Annotated in this window: 11 protein-coding genes; 4 read left to right on the top strand and 7 right to left on the bottom strand. The window is 57.7% G+C overall.

Going from position 1 to position 16,304, the window contains the following annotated elements:
- The first annotated feature begins 18 nt into the window (after positions 1-18).
- The 4 genes from CI070_RS02905 to CI070_RS02890 are packed head-to-tail and all read left to right on the top strand — an operon-like array spanning position 19 to position 4,254.
- Positions 19-1,044: an ABC transporter substrate-binding protein gene (locus CI070_RS02905; protein ID WP_094135431.1), complete on the top strand. Its 1,026-nt coding sequence runs from the start codon at positions 19-21 to the stop codon at positions 1,042-1,044.
- The gene (locus CI070_RS02900; protein ID WP_094135430.1) at positions 1,037-1,834 is read left to right on the top strand and encodes an ABC transporter ATP-binding protein; all 798 of its coding nucleotides are present in this window, start codon (positions 1,037-1,039) and stop codon (positions 1,832-1,834) included. Before CI070_RS02905 ends, CI070_RS02900 begins: the two co-directional genes overlap by 8 nt.
- Complete coding sequence (locus tag CI070_RS02895) at positions 1,819-2,598, top strand: ABC transporter permease (RefSeq protein ID WP_022198896.1); 780 nt, start codon at positions 1,819-1,821, stop codon at positions 2,596-2,598. Before CI070_RS02900 ends, CI070_RS02895 begins: the two co-directional genes overlap by 16 nt.
- A gap of 15 nt (positions 2,599-2,613) precedes the next feature.
- Positions 2,614-4,254 (top strand): NADPH-dependent assimilatory sulfite reductase hemoprotein subunit, encoded by a 1,641-nt coding sequence (locus CI070_RS02890; RefSeq protein ID WP_094135429.1) that lies wholly within the window; start codon positions 2,614-2,616, stop codon positions 4,252-4,254.
- A 144-nt stretch (positions 4,255-4,398) separates the two neighbouring features.
- Here the strand turns inward: CI070_RS02890 and CI070_RS02885 are convergent, their stop codons facing one another.
- From CI070_RS02885 to gyrA, 7 genes are all read right to left on the bottom strand, one after another.
- Positions 4,399-4,782, bottom strand: coding sequence for a hypothetical protein (locus tag CI070_RS02885; RefSeq protein ID WP_094135428.1), 384 nt, complete (start codon positions 4,780-4,782; stop codon positions 4,399-4,401).
- Between the two features lie 79 nt (positions 4,783-4,861).
- Positions 4,862-5,986 carry a Rid family hydrolase gene (locus CI070_RS02880; protein ID WP_094135427.1) on the bottom strand — a complete coding sequence of 375 codons (1,125 nt, stop codon included), beginning with the start codon at positions 5,984-5,986 and terminating at the stop codon, positions 4,862-4,864.
- A gap of 17 nt (positions 5,987-6,003) precedes the next feature.
- Positions 6,004-7,866 carry a hypothetical protein gene (locus CI070_RS02875; protein ID WP_094135426.1) on the bottom strand — a complete coding sequence of 621 codons (1,863 nt, stop codon included), beginning with the start codon at positions 7,864-7,866 and terminating at the stop codon, positions 6,004-6,006.
- A 14-nt stretch (positions 7,867-7,880) separates the two neighbouring features.
- On the bottom strand, positions 7,881-11,426 hold the full coding sequence (locus CI070_RS02870) for an SUMF1/EgtB/PvdO family nonheme iron enzyme (protein WP_094135425.1): 3,546 nt from the start codon (positions 11,424-11,426) through the stop codon (positions 7,881-7,883).
- Positions 11,427-11,706: 280 nt separating this feature from the next.
- On the bottom strand, positions 11,707-12,978 hold the full coding sequence (locus tag CI070_RS02860) for a peptidase U32 family protein (protein WP_094135423.1): 1,272 nt from the start codon (positions 12,976-12,978) through the stop codon (positions 11,707-11,709).
- Between the two features lie 3 nt (positions 12,979-12,981).
- On the bottom strand, positions 12,982-13,614 hold the full coding sequence (locus tag CI070_RS02855; RefSeq protein ID WP_094135498.1) for a lactate utilization protein: 633 nt from the start codon (positions 13,612-13,614) through the stop codon (positions 12,982-12,984).
- 59 nt (positions 13,615-13,673) lie between these two features.
- A complete protein-coding gene (gyrA, locus tag CI070_RS02850; RefSeq protein WP_094135422.1) occupies positions 13,674-16,295 on the bottom strand; it encodes a DNA gyrase subunit A in 2,622 nt (873 codons plus the stop codon).
- Positions 16,296-16,304 lie beyond the last annotated feature (9 nt).

Genomic DNA, 16,304 nt, shown 5'->3' with positions numbered 1-16,304 from the left:
TACCCGTTCCATCATTTTATGAAAACTCAGCCTCTTGCATTAAATGCTCTTCTCTGCGTTGGCGCTCTCCTGGCTCCAGTTTTTCTGGCATCCTGTCGGGAAGCCCCCGAACGGCAGGCTCAAATACGCTTTGGCCTTTTTCCCAACGTAACCCATGTCCAGGGGCTGGTTGCCAGGCATTTCAGCCGCACGGGGGAGGGATGGTTTGAAAAACGCATCTTTGAACGGACGGGGAAAAATATCTCCATTCTATGGTATGCTTACAACGCCGGCCCTGGCGCTATGGAAGCCATGTTCGCCAATTCCCTGGATTTTACCTACGTTGGGCCGGGCCCTGCCATTAATGCGTATTCCAAATCCAACGGAACTCTCCTGCAAATCGTAGCGGGAGCCGTACAGGGAGGGTCCGGACTGGTCGTTCCCACCCATTCCGGAGCATGCACGCAAAAAGACTTTCAAGGGAAAATCATCGCTACCCCCCAATTGGGCAATACTCAGGATATAGCCTGCCGGACATGGTTGGCCCTGGGAGGCGTAACAGTCACTCAAACCGGAGGAGACGCAAGCATACTTCCTACCCCCAACCCAGAACAGATACCCCTCTTGCGTCAAGGCAAACTGGACGGCTCCTGGACTGTAGAACCATGGATTAGCCGCCTGGAAAAAGAAGCCGGAGGCAAGCTCCTGTTTCTTGAAAAGGATGCCGTAACCACTGTTCTGACAGCTCAAAAGGATTTCCTGGAAAAACAGCCGGACGTGGCGCAGGCCATGATTGAAGCTCACAGAGAACTCACTCTCTGGATCATCGGACATCCCCAGGAAGCTCAAAAAATCGTCGTAGAAGAATTGAGGGAACTCACCCGTTCCAGCATTGATCCCGCTTTAATTATCCATGCATGGCCCAGGTTAATTCTCACGAATGAAATATCCGAAGAAAAGCTCCACGAATTAGCCAAGGATACGGTACGGACCGGATTTTACAAGAAACTCCCCCACGTCGAAGGCATCATCCGGAATGATAAAAATAATCCCGCCCATGAGTAGATTATCCATACGAAACGTTTCCAAAAGTTATTTTTCCAGAAAAAAATCGCTTCTGGCTCTTTCTTCCGCCAATCTGGACATAGGGGAAGGAGAATTCATCTGCCTGGTAGGTCCAAGCGGTTGCGGCAAAACAACTCTGCTGAATATGATCGCCGGTCTGATCAAATCGGATACGGGAAGCATCTCCTATGATGGGGAAATAATCTCAGGACCGGGACCGGACAGGACAGTCGTTTTTCAGGATTTCGCCCTGTTCCCCTGGTTAAACGTGCTGCACAACGTAGAATTCGGTCTCCGATTTACCGGAATTCCCCGCGCAAAACGCCTCCAAATATCTTTGGAAAACCTGAAATCAGTAGGCTTGGACAACTTTGCGCATGCTCGTATCCATGAACTCTCCGGAGGAATGAAACAGCGCGTGGCCATAGCCCGGGCCCTTGCATTGCGTCCCAGGGTTCTCCTGATGGATGAGCCCTTCGCCGCATTGGATGCCATGACCAGGGAACAGCTTTATGCGGACCTCCAGGCCATTTGCGCCGGGCATGGAATTACCGTCGTCTTTGTCACCCATAATGTACGGGAAGCCGTATGCCTGGGAGACAGAGTCATTTTATTTTCATCCCACCCTGGACGTATTTGCGGAGAATTCTGCATTCGTTTGCCGCGCCCGCGCCAAATCAATGATCCGGGAGTGGCCCGGCTAGCTTCAAACATCACACGGGCATTAAAATCGATTTCCAGGCCCGCAGAAGAAAAACAAGACGCACAAACATCATGCACCCTTCCATAAAAAATATTCTCCAATCCTCAGTATTCATCTTGCTGGCCTTGGCTATATGGGAATACGGTTCTCTATCCGGCTGGTGGAGGCCTTTCCTATTCCCGGCTCCTTCCGCCATAAGCGGCTATCTTGAAGAAGCAATCAGGGACAACTCTCTCTGGGCCGCTACGGTCGTTACTATCCGGAGACTGCTCCTGGGGTACCTGGCCGGAATCTCCATCGGAATTCCGGCAGGACTTTTATCTGCCCGTTTCCAGCTAATGAGAAACACCATCGGAGTTCTGGCATTGGGATTTCAAGGGCTTCCCAGCGTTTGCTGGGTCCCTCTGGCTATCCTGTGGTTCGGCCAGGAAGAAGCGGCCATCCTGTTCGTCGTTGTCATGGGCACCGTCTGGTCGGTCATACTGGCCACAGAAAATGGACTTGCCAACGTCCCTCCGATTTATGCCCGCGCAGCACGGACAATGGGAGCCGGCTCTGCCTACACGCTGCTCTTCGTCACGCTTCCGGCCTCTGCTCCATTCATCGTCAGCGGCATGAAGCAGGGCTGGGCCTTTTCCTGGCGCTCCCTGATGTCCGCAGAAATTTTTGTTCCCATCCTGACAGGACTGGGATTGGGACAGCTCCTGCACTTCGGAAGAGAACTCAATTCCATGGAGCAGGTCATGGGCATCATGTTCGTTATTATTCTCATAGGCCTGCTCTCAGACAAACTCATCTTCTCTCCCCTGGAACAAGCCATCTACAGACGCTGGGGGACTAATTTAGCTTAACCAACAGAAAATATCATGACTAAAGAAGGATACACATCCAACGAACGAATCAAGGAGGAAAGCGATTTCCTCAGAGGAAACATCTCTGACCTCCTCCATGACGACAGCATTACCCATTTCCCGTCCGAAGAAGAATTTCTTTTGAAATTTCACGGGATTACCCAGCAGGATAACCGGGATGAACGGCTTATCCGGAAGAAAAACGGACAGGAAAGAAACTGGTTATTCATGTTGAGGCTGCGCCTCCCCGGGGGCCGCATGACGCCCAGCCAATGGCTGGCCGCGGAAACGCTAAGCGACCAATTCGGCAACGGCACCCTTAAACTTACGACACGCCAGGCCATTCAAATCCACGGAGTCGTCAAACAGGACTTGAAACAGACCATGAAAGATATCCACCACGCGGCCATCACCACGATTGCCGCCAGTGGGGACGCCACGCGCAATGTCATGGTTTCTCTGCACCCGGAAGATTCCGGCATCCATGAGACAGTCTTCAATCAAGCCCGGGAACTCTCCCGAAAACTGGAACCGCAGACGCACGCCTATCATGAAATATGGCTGGATGCCAAACGGATCTACTCGGGCGCGGAAGAAGAGCCTTTGTACGGTCCCGGCTATTTGCCGCGCAAATTTAAAATCGCTTTTACGCTTCCCCCGGAAAATGATGTGGATGTGTACGCCCAGGACCTGAGCTTCGTGGCTATTGAAAAAGAGGGAAAACTCCTGGGATATGACATCCTGGCCGGCGGAGGAATGGGCTATGCTTACGGCAATCCCGGTTCTTTCCCCCGCCTTGCGGATATTATCGGATTCTGTTTCCCGGAGCAGGTGGAGGAAGTAGCCCGGCAGGTGCTTTTGATCCATAAAGAATTCAGCACCCGCTGCAACAGAAAAACATCCCGGCTCAGGTACACCATTGCCGGCAAAGGGCTGGACTGGTTCACTAACGAACTTGCAACACGCCTTCCATTTCCGCTTCAAGCGGCCAGACCTTTTTCATTATCTACGAACGGAGACGCCGCAGATGTTCCTGGCCGCCAGACCATTGAAATTGAAGGAGGCCGCATCCAGAATTCAAACAGGCAACAGCTCAAAACCGCTTTTCATGAAATAGCTTCCATTCATCAAGGAGATTTTTTCATCACAGGTAATCAGAATCTGGTCATTGACGGCATCACACCGGATACTGCCGAGCAAATCAAATCCATCATTGGGAAGTACAATCTTCTCCCCAACGATTCGGGGCTCAGGCGCAATTCCTCCGCCTGTACCAGCCTGCCATTTTGTCCGCAGGCCCTTACAGACTCCGAAAGGCTGCTTCCAAAACTGGTGGATGAACTGGAACCGCAGTTAAAAGAACTGGGGCTATGGGACGAAGAAATTTCCATCCGCATGACCGGGTGTCCCAACGGATGCTCCAGACCATATCTGGCAGAACTGGCTTTCGTCGGCAGAGGTCCGGGCAAGTACAATATCTGGATGGGCGGTTCCAGAAGAGGAGACAGGCTGGGCTTCATCTATCAGGAATCTGTACCCGTAAAGGAAATCGCAGACGTGCTCCGACCAGTATTTGCACGTTTTGCGGCGGAACGCAACCTGGGGGAAGGATTCGGTGACTGGAGCATCCGCGCATTACATCCGCAATCTTTATAAAAGCATAAACACCCGGAGCCGTTTTTGCCGCGGACGGCTCCGGGGCAAATCCTGCTATCTTTGAAAATCAAAAGATATGCCAAAAATAAAATTATGAAGCCTCTTCCCCCAGGAAAAACATCCCTCCGTCGCCGCCAGGAACTCTCATTCCACCCTGCTAACGCTGAAACAATACACGGCGGGGTTAATCAGGGCCAGGGGAAGATAAAACACGGCAAAGGAAAGGGAGCCGCCATACAAAACCAGGCACAGGATGGACATGACAAACAGCACGCTGATTTTCAAACTCCGCGCCCAGTCCAGACGATGCACCAGCCAGACCAGGACGGCGCACACAAAACCGATCACCGCGCACAACACGCCGCCCAGGGCCAGAAACTGCACATAGCTGGAACAGAACTGATCCAGCCACCGCACATTATCCGGACTCGGCGGATTACCTTCCCAGGCAAAAACGCCCGGCGGCAACAACACCCACAACAGCACGGAAAGAAATACCAGACGGTCCGTATTAAGGCGATAGGTCATGCGCTTTCATGATACCATTTCCGTGCATAGGATAACAAGGGAAATCGCCCGCGCGCCGCGGTTCCTGGAACGGCAGAATTTACAATGGGGCAAAGGCAGGTTCCCCGGCTCCATTGACGGCTATTCCGTCTATTTCCACCAACCAGCCGGGGCGGCAGACAGGGGCTTTCAGCATCACATGCGGCACTGCGGCCAACGGAGAGTCCATCAGTCGGTTCCGAACCGTTTCCCGGTCCGCCCAGTCGCGCAGGTACACTACGGCCTGCTTCAGGTCGGACAGGCTGCCCCCGCTCCTTTCCATCAGGGCGCTCATATTTTCCAGGGTGCGGGCCGTCTGGCCCACCACGTCCCCCGGATGGACAATGTTTCCCTCCGCGTCAATACTGGCGGTGCCGGAAAGGAAATAATGGGAGCGGTCCCCGTACACAATACGGACGCCGCGCTCAAAGGCCACCCGGTACACATGCGTGGGGGACAGGTAGTCCGGCGCTTCCATGTACCGGACCTGCCCGGGCTCCAGCCCCGCGATGCCCAGACTGTCCATATGCAGCAGGCGCCCCGGCAGCTCCGTACAGCCTTCAATGCCGGTACTGGCGATGAAATGGCTCTCCGGAGTCAGCCCGTAACGGTCAAAGCATCCGTTGCGGCCTTCCACCAATCCCCGGTAGTTGTTGTCAATATCCCGGCAATAAATCCAGGTGCGGTGAACCAAATCCGGCACGGCTTCCCCCTGTAAGGCGGCAATCCGGTCCAGCCAGCGGAATTCCTCCCGCATCTGGCCGCAGCTGTCCGGGGCGGAGAATTCCCCCTTGCCCGCCAGAAACAGCCGGTAATGCGCGCGGAGGGCTTCCACGACTGTTCCTCCCTGCTCCGCCCTACGCCTTTTTCCCAGCATTCCGCCGATGTGCCAGGCTTCCAGAGCCACGCGGGCCCCGTTCGCAGGGGGCTGTCCAACTATGGAAACATAAGAATTCCGTTCTCCTGTTATCCGCCGCAGCGGAGCCGACTGGTGCACCGGGTCGCTGACATGGAAACGCAGCAGGAATTCATCTTCTTCCCCGCCCCCCAGATTGCGGTACCTGGCCATCAGGGAACGCAGTTCTTCCTCAAAACTCGCGCCCGGCTCCGCCGTCATGCAGAAGAAGCGTTCTTCCGCCCCGTTTTTTCCGGACCATTCCAGTCGTTCAGGTACCTTCGCCGTCATGATGCCCTCCCGCCCCTTTACAGGGACTGCACGTAATTGATCAAATCCTCCAGTTCACGGTTATTCAGGGAACTCGTCTTCCCGCGGAGATCCCCCGGATTGCATGTCGTGATGGCTTCCCGTATCGTCTTCGCACGGCCGTCGTGCAGGTAAGGAGCGGTCCGCCACACTTCCACCAGGGAAGGCACCAGAACGCTTTTACCTTCATCCAGCCCCGTGGCCGTCCCCGTGGCCACCAGTTCCTTGTTAGTGAAGTAAGGATGGGGGTGGCACCGCACGCACCCGGCTGTTTTAAACACTTCCCTGCCCCTCCGGGCAGATTCGGACAAGGCGCCCCTTTCCACGCCGGGAGCATGGCACTGAGCGCACCCCTCCCCCCCTGTCTGCTGTTTGGAAGGGGTATGCGCCACCAGGAACGGGCTGGGAACTTCCTTCATGTTTTTCAGGTACGCATTCACGCATTCCGCCAATTCACCGGAAGGTTCCAGAAACTGGATGTGCACAAAACCCGCCGTTACGGCCACTTCCGCAGAGGCGCGGACGCCCAGCGTCATCACCGGGCTCGTCCGGTGGGAAAGGAACATGGTGCGCGTATTTTTCGGGTTGCCCATGCCGTCATTCAGCAGATCCCAGTTCAGGCCGTCCACCCGGCCGTCCGGGTGGCAGGTGGCGCAGCTCTGCCACCCCTGGAAGCAATGGGAAGCGTCATTAAAATACCGTTCCCCCAGTTTTTCCCGGGAAGGCCGGAATGGGGCATTCAGGGGAATTGCCCTGGATTTGCGGGCATCCTTCAGGGAGATTTCCGCCAGAGAATCAGAAAAATAGCCGGCCACATAAACGTTTTTCCCATCGGAGGCCACGGCGCGCGGGCCATTCAAGGGCAGAGAGATCCGGGCGCGGAGACCGTGCAGGAAACCAAGCCTTTCGGAAACCGGCTCATTGCTCCGGTCTTCCCGCTTCATGCGCTCCAGCAGGGCCGGGAAATCAATTACGGAGAGTTCATGCGTCCCCGCATGCGTCACGAACAGTGTTCCGCCATCTCCGGAAAAAGAAACGCCCCACGGATTGGCCGCCCCCGCATCCGGATCATCCAGCAGAACGGGATGAGGCTTGTCCGGCTCGTCCGTATCGATAACCGTCACGGCATTCGTGTTCATCCAGCCGCGGTCCAGTTGCGTGGTGGGCGCCTGGTATCGGCTCAATACATGCGCCACGGCCAGATAGCGTCCATCCGGGCTTATCGCCATGCCGCGCACGCCCTGCGTCCCGTTGGAAAGCGGGAAATGGACAGCTTTTCCGTCTTCCACCAGAGTCAGCGCAGCAGCCGTGAAATCCCCGTCCGCAGCCCCGGCCGGCAAATGGCCGGCAGCCCAGATTTTCCTGCCGTCCGGAGAAACGGCCAGCGCTACGGGTTCACGGGGGACATTCCAGGAATTCAGCACGGTTCCGGCAGCGGCGTCCATTTCCAGCACGCGGGAATCAAACCGGCAGGCCACATACAGCTTTTCCCCCCGCACCACGGGAGACATGGGCGTATGCCCGGCAGGAAAAGAACGCTTCAACGCCCCGCTTTCCAGGTCCACTACTTCCACCACTCCGCGCGCTCCCCCCTCCGCCACATAAGCCGTCGCGCCATCCACGGCCATGCCGTTGGGAGGCTGGGCCAGCCGGATGCTTTTCACCTTTTCCCCGGAAGCAGGGTCCACCAGTTCCAGCACGCGGCTCTCATGCTCCAACACGGCAACCAGGTGATTAACGACCTTCACATCCACCGGAGCCAGAGGGCCGGAAGCGGCATCCTCCCCCTGCCTGCATGAAATGAGGGCCAGCAGGCAGCCAAGGGCAGCCGCAGAGACGCGGAACATTTTTGTCAGTTTCATGGCAATTTCAACAATCAGTCTTCTATGATCACCCGGAACCCCACGTTGTACACCGGACGCCAGCCGGGATATCCCCAGCGCCAGGAGGATGTGGCCCGTCTGGGACGGTCATACCAGGAACCGCCGCGCACCGCACGGGGAACACGGGAATCCAGGCTTTCATTGCGTCCGTCCCCTTCCTTCCAGGGATAGGGCCTGTATTCGGAACGGGTCCATTCCGCGGCATTGCCGATCATGTCGTACAATCCGTAGGCATTCGACTTGTAACTCTTGACGGGGGCCAGGTGAAGCTTTCCGTCATTGTATGTTTCATCCCTCGGCACGAAGTCCCAGAAACGGTTGGGATTTTTAATCGGCTTGGGATCCACGCCGGAAACGGCCAGCTCCTTCAGCGTCACGTCCCCCAGGTTGGCATACGCGGAAAAATCCGCATCCCGTTCCCCGAAGAAGAAATCCGTATCCGCGCCCCCCCTGGCCGCGTATTCCCACTGCGCTTCCGTAGGCAGGGTCACTTTTTTCCCGGTTTTCCCGGAAAGCCAGCGGCAAAATTCCATGGCCCGGGCCCAAGGCACCCGGATGACGGGAAAACGCGGATCGGCATCCATGTCGTAGCCGGGCTTCACCTGATCCTTGTAATGCATGTCATACCATCCGTTAACATACTCCGGGTCGAAGCGGCGGTATTGTTCCAGCGTCACTTCCGCCTCTCCCATCCAGAACGGCCTTTCAATCCCCACCGTGGAAACAGGACGTTCCGCCGGTGTTTCCCGTTCATTCCCCATCCTGAACTTCCCTGCGGGAATGCGGCGGAACGTCATGTTCACGCCGTTCCCCAAATCCACAGTCAGCGTTTCATTTCGCGGTTCCGGAACGGGAACGCTCTTTTCTCCGGCGCGGGTAATGGACTTCCCGGCGTCAGGGATGGAACCGCCGCCGCTTCTCCGGAACAGGGAATCCTTCATCGTCACGTAATTACGTTCCGCTCCTGAAAATCTGCCGTGCAGGTCATAACGGCGTTTCAGCAGCCCTTCATTGCGCTCTCCCGGCCATTCGCCCAGATAAGGAGCGTTCATGTCCATCCACGTGACCAGGCGGTTCCAGTCCTCCTGCGGCATGTCCACGCCATGGTGGCCTTTTTTAAGGAGCTGGTAAAGCTCCGACGTATCCGCGAAAAACTCCGTGGGGGCCAGCCCCAGATAGTTCCCCTCCGGTCCGTTGCGGCGCACATAGGGGTGCAGGTTCCAATAAGAGACGGAGCCGGGGGCGGGCGCCCCCTTGACGGCCTCCAATGTCATGAAATCCGGCACTCCTTCACGGGCCTTGCCTTCCGCTGTGTGGCAGCGTATGCAATGGCGGTCCAGCACGGGCTGCACTTCATTCATGAAGGAGAAGGTACGCGCGGGGCCGTACCACGGGACGATAGAGGCGGGTTTCTGGCGGGAGGCCATGACCGCCCTGGCGGGTGGAGCGCAGTTCTGCCGTTCATGGCAGCCGATGCAGCTGAGCGTTTCCCCCGGCATGGCGGTAAACCAGCTCCGCATCAGCGCCAGGGCGCGCCCCTCCCCGTCCAGCACCTGAAGCGTCAGAGGCTGGCAGACGGGAGCCGTGAAAATGGCGGAACCGTCAGGATTCACGGGCACGGTGCCGTACAGCACTTTCAAGTCCCAGTTGCTTTCCATGCCCATGGCATAGTGGCTTCCCGTATTGCGGGGGCTGTACTCGGACATGAACACGCGCAGGGCCCTGGCTTCCCCTCTGGGCACTCCGGCCATGGCGCGGCCCCGGTACACGTCGGAAATATAAACCGTAGCCGTCTTGCTTTCCGTCTTCACCCGGTCATGCAGCACGGGCGGTTTTTGGCGCGGCCCCAGGGGCGCGGGGTCTGCATAGACGAAGTAGGAGGAGGCCGTGAGAGGAACAATGTTATCGTATATGTCGCACCAGACCACATTGGTCACGCCCTGGCTGCCGGAGGGGGAGGAAACGGCCAGGAAACACTCGTCATTCAACGGATAAGGTTCTGCGAAATAAGGAGTCTTCAATCCCTGCACCAGCTGATCTTTAGTCACGTTTTCCACGGGCTTTCCATACCCCGGAATCTTCTGAACGGCACCCTCCGTGACGGTGCGCCCCCTGTTCACGTCAAAAAGCACCAGTTCCCCCAGCCTCTTGACTCCATGGTGCCCGCTGACAATGCCCGCAAACATGCCCGGCCTGCCGGGGAGGGGCCGCGCGTTGAACAAGCTGTTGGGCCAGTAGGAGTTGGAACCATAGTATTCCTTCTGGTCGCTGCCGTCCGGATTCATGTGCATCAGCACGCGGCTGAAATAGTGGGCGCTTTCCGTGTACTCCCAGCGCAGGAACATCACCCTGCCGTCCGGCAGCATGGTAGGGAACCAGTTATTGTCCTGGTCAAAGGTAAGCCGGCGGGTCGTTTTCTTTTCCCGGTCGTAAAGGTGGAGGTTGCCCACGTAATCCACCCCGGCCACGCAGGGCACACCCTGCATGCCGGAAGTATTGACGAAAATAATCCGGCCGTCCGGCAGGTAGCAGGAATTATAGCTGTCCGTATCCGCCGGCATATGCGCGGTAAGGGATTCCTTTTTCCCGGTTTTCAAGTCCAGCTCAAACACGTCCCATGGCCTGTTTTCCTTCTTGCCGAATCCATTCCCGGTGAACATGAGCTTCTCCCCGGAAAAATCAACATCCAGATGCCCGACCCAGCGGTCGTCCGCCAGCAACTGCTCCACAGGGGAAGAAGAGGAAACCCCGTTAAATTTCACAATGCCGCTGCGGTATCTGCGCCCGGGCCCCGGCATGCTGGAAATACCCTGCCAGTTCGCCGGACGGTCATGATTGAAAGAACTTTTCCCGGACGGATTGAAACGCCGCACGCTCACCCATGCCTTCAGGCCGTTCTGTTCCGGCAGGACTTCAATCAGGGCTTTTCTCCGCAGATCCACCATCTCCCGCAGCCGGGCCGCCTGTCCCGGCCCGGCCTGCTCCACCCACCGGTCCAGAGGCCCCAGCTCCTTCTCCCACTCATCCAGCCGCGCCAGGAAACCTTCCGCTCCGGCGTACCGTTCCCCGTACTTGTCCCGGTTTCGCTTCACCGCACGGCGGATGGCCGCAGAATCATAATAGGCCGCCAGCTTCTTCAGCCTGAGGAAACGGACTCGTTCCTGAATGGCTTCCTGATGCTTAACCAGGTCATCCCAGGAAGAAACGGCTCCAATACTCTCTGCCGGAACGGAAAGAATTTCCGCCAGTGCGGAGCCGGCAGCCTTCCCGTCCGGCCATGCCTGAAATACGGGAACCAGCAGAACCATCGCATCCCCGCAATCGTCGGCGGCAGCCGGCTCGGAAAGGGAAGCCGCATACTCCGCCGTCCTTGTCCACACCTGCCGCATCCATGCATCCTTCCCTTTCACGGAAGACGCAGGCGGAATTACGGCCAGCTCCCGCAGCCAGGGCTGCAAACCGGAAGCATGGAGCATTCCTGCTCCCAGCAAGGCGCAGGAACATGAAAAAAGGCGCAGAAAGGAAATATAGGCAGGCATGGCGTATGGTTTTCAAATAATACGCCAGGGAAATTCTTTTTCATTCAATTGGAAAATCACTTTCCAACATTTTTATCCCAAACGAAAGATAATGAACGGATAGCTTAATTAAGCCGGATATCCAAACCGGAAATCCGCCGTGAATTTCAAGAGGCCCCGGCTGAAACCGGACGCCCCGCCGGCCCAGCCGGGCAGGAAACGGAAAAATTAAAATCATTCTGCCCGTCGATTCCCGGTTTTTGGAAAAGACAGGCAGAAGAGAAAAGGGACAGCCGGGCATTCAGGCATCCTCCAGCATCCGAGGGCGCAGCAGATACACCTTGTCCCGGCGGCGCACCTGTTCGGGAACCGCCAGATAGACGGTTTCTCCCTTTTGAGCGGCTTCTACGGATTCCATTCCCTCTGCCGTCTCCCTCCGCATGGCTGTCACTTCCATGCGGACGGCTCCCGTAGTGGGACCTGCTATAAGGATGGTTTGCCCCACGGACAAGCCGCCGGCTTCCAGGAACAGGGCTGCCACCCCGTTCTTCTTATAGAAGTTTTCTACTCTGGCAATGTGAATCTTCAACAGGGCTGCGCGGCTGTTGGCGGAACCGCTCCATTCCCCCCACTTCACGCCCAGGTAATACCCGCCCTGCCAGAATCCCCGGTTGAAGACGGATTCCAGCCGTTTCATCCACGCTTCCGCCCTGTCCGCGGAAAAGGTTCCGTCCTGGCACGCCCGCGCGGCCTCCCGGTACACGGAGGTGACCGTCCTGACGTAATCCGAGGAACGGCCGCGCCCTTCCAGCTTCAGCACGGAAACGCCCGCGTCCAGAAGCTGGTCCAGCACCGGAATGGTGCACAGGTCCTTGGGAGACATCACGTATTTATTGTCTATCACCAGCTCATTGCCCGTTTCCTCGTCCGTCACGCGGTAGGCGCGGCGGCAGTTCTGGAAACAGGCCCCCCGGTTGGCGGAGGAGTTGTAGGCCGCCAGGCTCATGTGGCATTTGCCGGACACGGCCACGCATAACGCCCCGTGGGCGAAAATTTCCACCCGCAGCAGCTCCCCGGAGGGGCCTTTCACGCCCTCCTTCCGGATGGATTCAATAATGTGCCTGATTTGCGCCAGGGTGAGTTCCCGGGCCAGCACCACCACATCCGCGTACTGCGCGTAAAATCTGACGGAGGCCATGTTGCAGACGTTGGCCTGCACGGACATATGGACTTCCAGCCCAATGGAACGCGCATAAGAAATCACCGCCAGGTCGGAAGCGATGACGGCATCCACACCGGCCTTCCGGGCGGCGGAGCACAGGGCATGTACCGCTTCCAGCTCTTCATCGTACACGATGATGTTCAGCGTCAGATAGGCTTTGGCACCCGCCTCATGGCAGCGCGCGACGATTTCCGGCAAATCTTCTTCCGAAAAATTGACCGTGGCGCGGGAACGCATGTTCAGCTTTCCTACTCCGAAGTACACGGAGTCCGCTCCGCCCTGCAAGGCGGCCGCCAGGGATTCAAACGACCCCGCCGGGGCCATGATTTCTATCCGGTTTTGAAAAGGCATGAGTCAAAGTCCTCCGGGTTCTTCCGTCAGAATGACGGAAATTCTTCCTTTGGGAAAGCATTTAACAAGGGACATGTGGATGTTGCACAGGCGGTCCGGGGAATTGCAATCCGCGCAAATTCCGGTGTGCATGCAGGGAGTCCTGAACCCTTCATGCCGCCTGGCGTTCAGGGGCGCAATGCGGCGGATGCGTTCCCGGGCCTCTGCCGGCGTGGCCACCAGCTTGTTGGAACCGGCCAGCAGAATGACATGCCGGGGTCCGAATGCCACCGGAGCCACACGGTTACCCACCATGTCCACCCAGTGCAGGGTCCCTTCCATGCTGACGGCATTAACGCCGGTTAAAAACAGGTCCGCCGTCATGCCCCGGCGGCGGATCTCCCATTTTTCCTCCCGCACCATGCCCGGAACAAAGCCGTCATAGAACTGAATGTCCGGATTGGAGCGCAGGTCATCAAGAATGCCCGCAGCCTTCAAGGTCATGGAATCCCCATAGGAAGCGGACGACGGACTGAACTCCCGCACCAGGCCGCGCATCACCTCCGCAGCCTCCTTCAGGCCCGGCACTACAAAGCTCCGGAATCCGCGCCGTTCCAGACGTCCGGCACATTGCTCCAATGAAAGGGGGTCTTCCATAAAAACGGCCCATGAAGCCCCCTGCTCCGGCATGACGCCGGAGCAGGAAAACCTGAATATTATTCTTCCGCCGGAGTTTCCATTTCACCGGGCACTTCCCCGGCTCCCGCGTCTTCCGTTTCCGCCGGGGCTTCTTCATCCTCATCATCGGGAATGACGATGGAAATGTCCTGGATGGATTCGCCCTCATTCAGCGTCATGAGCTTCACGCCCTGGGTGGCGCGGCCCGTTTCACGCACGGTCGCCACCTTGATGCGGACGGATTGTCCGGCCGTGGTCATCAGCATCAGCTCGTCTTCGTCGGACACGACTGTGGCGGAAACCACCTTGCCGGTCTTGTCCGTGCAGTTCATGGTCTTGATGCCGGTGCCGCCGCGGCCCTGCGTGCGGTATTCGTCAAAGGAAGTGCGCTTGCCGAGGCCGTTTTCAGAAGCCACCAGCAGGGTTTTCTGCGGGTCCACAATGGCCAGGGCCACCACATAGTCCCCCGCCCGCGGGCGGATGCCGCGGACGCCGATGGTGTTGCGGCCCTGCGTACGCAGATCTTCTTCCGGGAAGCGGATGCTCATGCCGTCATGCGTGACGAGCACGATTTCATCAGTCCCGCTGGTAAGTTCTGCGTTCACCAGACTGTTGCCTTCCTCCAGATTAATGGCGATGATGCCGGCCTTGCGGTAATTGGCGAAATCGTTCAGGCTGGTTTTCTTCACCGTGCCGTCCTTCGTGGCGAAAACAACATTGCCGCTGCCTTCCGCAAAGGTAATGTCATTGCCTTTTTCATCCACCCGGCGTTCCAGGCGCAGGATGGCCGCGATGGCTTCTTCCGGCTGGAGATCCAGCAGGTTCTTGATATTGCGGCCCTGCGCGCTGCGCGCCGCCTCGTCAATCTCATACACGCGGTCCACGTACACGCGCCCGGTGTTCGTAAAGAACATCAGGTAGTCGTGGTTCTGGGCGGCGAACAGGTGTTCGATAAAGTCCGCCTCCGCGTCCTTTTTGGCCCCCCTGGTAGTGGCTGCCTTCACACCCTTGCCTCCGCGCGCCTGCACGCGGTATTCCGCGGAGTTGGTGCGCTTGATGTAGCCGCTGTGCGTGATGGTGACGATCATCGTGTCATTCGGGATGAGATCCTCAATGGCCATATCCCCGGAGAAGGGAATGATGCGCGTGACGCGCGGCGTGGCGTACTTGTCCTTAATCGCCTTCAATTCGTCCTTCACAATGCCCAGCACGCGGGATTCGTTCGCCAGAATATCCAGGTAGTCCTTGATGCGGACCAGCAGTTCCGCGTATTCCCCGGAAATCTTGTCGTTTTCCAAAGCGGTCAGCTGGTACAGGCGCAGGTCCAGGATGGAGTTCACCTGGCGTTCCGTGAAGACGTAGCGGTCCCCCTGGATGGAGGCCTGGGAACGGATCAGGATGCCCAGGCTTTCCGCCGTCTGCGTGGAGAAAGTGTAGTTCTGCAGGCGTTCACGGGCTTCATCCCGGTTTTTGGAATCCCGGATAATGGAAATGAAGTCATCCATGTGGTGCAGGGCCAGCAGGAAAGCTTCCAGGCGCTCGGCATCCTTCTCCGCATCCCCCAGCAGGTAGCGCGTGCGGCGCACGACTACCTCGCGGCGGTGCTCGATGTAGAAGTTGATGGCGTCCATCATGGCGAGCGTCTTGGGGCGGTTGTCATGAATCGCCAGCATGTTCACCGCAAAGGAAGTTTCCATGGAGGTGAGCTTGTAAAGCTGGTTCATGACCACCTGCGGGCGGGCATCCCGCTTCAGCTCGATTTCAATGCAGGTTTTCTCGTCGGAAAGATCCCGGATGCCGGAAATGTCCGTCAGAATTTTATCCTTGTACAGTTCCGCGATGCGTTCCTGGAGAGCGGAACGGTTCACGCCGAACGGCACTTCCCGGATAATGAGAAGGTCCTTGCCGGAATCCGTTACTTCCATGTCTATCTTGCCGCGGATGCGCACGGAGCCGCGCCCGGTGCGGAAGTAGCTGTCAATGCCTGAAAAGCCCAGCACGTCGCCTCCGGTGGGAAAATCCGGCCCCTTGATGTACTGGCGCAGCTCATCCACCGTCATGTGGGGATTGTCAATTACGGCGCAAATGCCGTCCACCACTTCCCCCAGGTTGTGCGGAGGCATGTTGGTGGCCATCCCCACGGCAATCCCCGTGCCGCCGTTCACCAGCAGGTTCGGGAAAGCGGAGGGGAACACGGTAGGTTCCGTGTGTTCATTGTCGTATGTGGGAACAAAGTCCACGGTATCCTTATCCAGATCCGCCATCAGGGCCACGCCCATGCCGGAGAGCTTGGCTTCCGTGTATCGGGCGGCGGCGGGGGGGTCTCCGTCCGGCGTGCCGAAGTTGCCCTGGCCGATCACGAGAATATCCCGCATGGACCAGTCCTGCGCCATGTTCACCAGGGTGCCGTAAATGGCGGCATCCCCGTGGGGGTGGTAATTACCCATCGTGTCGCCCACGATTTTGGAGCATTTGCGGGTCTTGCCCCCGGGGGACAGATTGAGTTCCTTCATGGCGTACAGGATGCGCCGCTGGGAAGGCTTGAGGCCGTCTCTCACGTCCGGCAGGGCGCGGGAGATGATGACGGACATGGAGTAGTCCAGGAAAGAAGTGGAGAGCTCGTTGGCTACATCCACCGGTTTGATTCTATTATTTTCCATGGTGCTGAA

Source organism: Akkermansia muciniphila, assembly GCF_900184965.1.
GTDB classification, from domain to species: domain Bacteria; phylum Verrucomicrobiota; class Verrucomicrobiia; order Verrucomicrobiales; family Akkermansiaceae; genus Akkermansia; species Akkermansia muciniphila_A.
This window is presented reverse-complemented; position numbering and strand designations above follow the sequence as displayed.

What these genes read in the sequence shown, in the direction of transcription:
- CI070_RS02905 (WP_094135431.1), top strand. Translation starts at nt 19, where the DNA reads ATGAAAACTCAGCCTCTTGCATTAAATGCTCTTCTCTGCGTTGGCGCT.
- CI070_RS02855 (WP_094135498.1), bottom strand. Translation starts at nt 13,614, where the DNA reads ATGGAAGACCCCCTTTCATTGGAGCAATGTGCCGGACGTCTGGAACGG.
- CI070_RS02885 (WP_094135428.1), bottom strand. Translation starts at nt 4,782, where the DNA reads ATGACCTATCGCCTTAATACGGACCGTCTGGTATTTCTTTCCGTGCTG.
- CI070_RS02900 (WP_094135430.1), top strand. Translation starts at nt 1,037, where the DNA reads ATGAGTAGATTATCCATACGAAACGTTTCCAAAAGTTATTTTTCCAGA.
- CI070_RS02895 (WP_022198896.1), top strand. Translation starts at nt 1,819, where the DNA reads ATGCACCCTTCCATAAAAAATATTCTCCAATCCTCAGTATTCATCTTG.
- CI070_RS02870 (WP_094135425.1), bottom strand. Translation starts at nt 11,426, where the DNA reads ATGCCTGCCTATATTTCCTTTCTGCGCCTTTTTTCATGTTCCTGCGCC.
- CI070_RS02890 (WP_094135429.1), top strand. Translation starts at nt 2,614, where the DNA reads ATGACTAAAGAAGGATACACATCCAACGAACGAATCAAGGAGGAAAGC.
- CI070_RS02875 (WP_094135426.1), bottom strand. Translation starts at nt 7,866, where the DNA reads ATGAAACTGACAAAAATGTTCCGCGTCTCTGCGGCTGCCCTTGGCTGC.
- CI070_RS02880 (WP_094135427.1), bottom strand. Translation starts at nt 5,986, where the DNA reads ATGACGGCGAAGGTACCTGAACGACTGGAATGGTCCGGAAAAAACGGG.
- CI070_RS02860 (WP_094135423.1), bottom strand. Translation starts at nt 12,978, where the DNA reads ATGCCTTTTCAAAACCGGATAGAAATCATGGCCCCGGCGGGGTCGTTT.
- gyrA (WP_094135422.1), bottom strand. Translation starts at nt 16,295, where the DNA reads ATGGAAAATAATAGAATCAAACCGGTGGATGTAGCCAACGAGCTCTCC.